This window comes from Aquimarina sp. RZ0 (assembly GCF_008370685.1).
Lineage (GTDB): Bacteria > Bacteroidota > Bacteroidia > Flavobacteriales > Flavobacteriaceae > Aquimarina.
This window is the reverse complement of record NZ_VTZU01000224.1, coordinates 1-1,194: the sequence shown is the minus strand read 5'-3', so window position 1 is coordinate 1,194 and position 1,194 is coordinate 1. Positions and strand designations below refer to the sequence as shown.

At 31.5% G+C, this 1,194-nt stretch carries 1 protein-coding gene; it reads left to right on the top strand.

Features of this window, described 5'->3' with window-relative positions:
* Positions 1–182 precede the first annotated feature (182 nt).
* On the top strand, positions 183–1,076 hold the full coding sequence (locus F0000_RS27395; protein ID WP_255452942.1) for an AraC family transcriptional regulator: 894 nt from the start codon (positions 183–185) through the stop codon (positions 1,074–1,076).
* Positions 1,077–1,194: the final 118 nt, after the last annotated feature.

The window sequence follows — 1,194 nt, the reverse complement described above, 5'->3', positions numbered from 1 at the left end:
TTTCAGAATGAAAATAAACCGCAGCCTTGCTATACCTGTCTTCTCATTTTGACTGAAATAAAAAAATCTAATTTTCTTTTGCAGCAAATTCAAAACAACAACTGTTATATTTTATAAAAGTACACTTTTACTGTTATGGTAAATTACACTATTTTAGCAAGAAATTAATCCTTATTGTTCTTGTGAAGCAAATCCCTACAGATCATAAAATTGCAGTGTCTCTTGAGAAAGTAGAGAAACCTTTACATGCTTCTTTTCATACGGGAGTGTATAGCGAGCCTTATTTTAGTGGTTCCTGGCATTATCATCCTGAGTTTGAATTATTATTGATTACCAATGGTAGTGGTCGCCGCCTTGTAGGGGATCACGGTGAGAATTTTGAAGATCATGATTTAGTTTTATTGGGTGGATATTTACCGCATACCTGGATTCCTGATCCCAAATATTTACAGCAAGATTCGACAGAGTTTTGTGAATCTATTTATGTTCAATTTAAAAAAGATATTTTTGGTTCTCATTTTGTTGATATTCCTGAGCTAAAAGGGGTTCGTAAGGTATTACGAGCTGCAGAGCGAGGTATTAAAATTGAAGGAATATATAAGAAGAATATTATTGAATTGCTTAAAGAAATTCCGAAATTATCTCCTCCGGATCAGTTGCTAAAGTTGATCAAAATTTTGGACCTCATCAACCTTTCTACGTATAAGATATTGGCTTCTGAAAGTTATTTGCAGGAGAGTTTTTATTTTAAATCAAATCGTATTCTGAAGATTCACGAGTATATTATGGAACATTATCAAAAAGAAATCTCTGTAGAAGCGTGTGCTCATATGGTTAATATGACGATATCTTCCTTTTGCAGGTATTTTAAAAATGAAACCCAGTACACCTTTACGCATTACCTGAACAAAATACGGATTGATTTTTCTAAAAAATTATTAGCAAACACTGATCTTCCTATTAAGGAAATAGGTTTTGAATGTGGGTATAATTCTGTTCCTTATTTTAATAAGCAGTTTAAGAAAATAGAACAGGTATCCCCATTTATCTATCGCAAGTCAATGCGTGATGAGTGATATTACATTTCTGAATTAAGGTTACTCATTAAAATTTGCTTCTTTGTTGCTATTAAAAAAAATAGTGATTTCTTATTAATACGATTTGTGATTAAAAAATTCGTATAAATTCATTGAA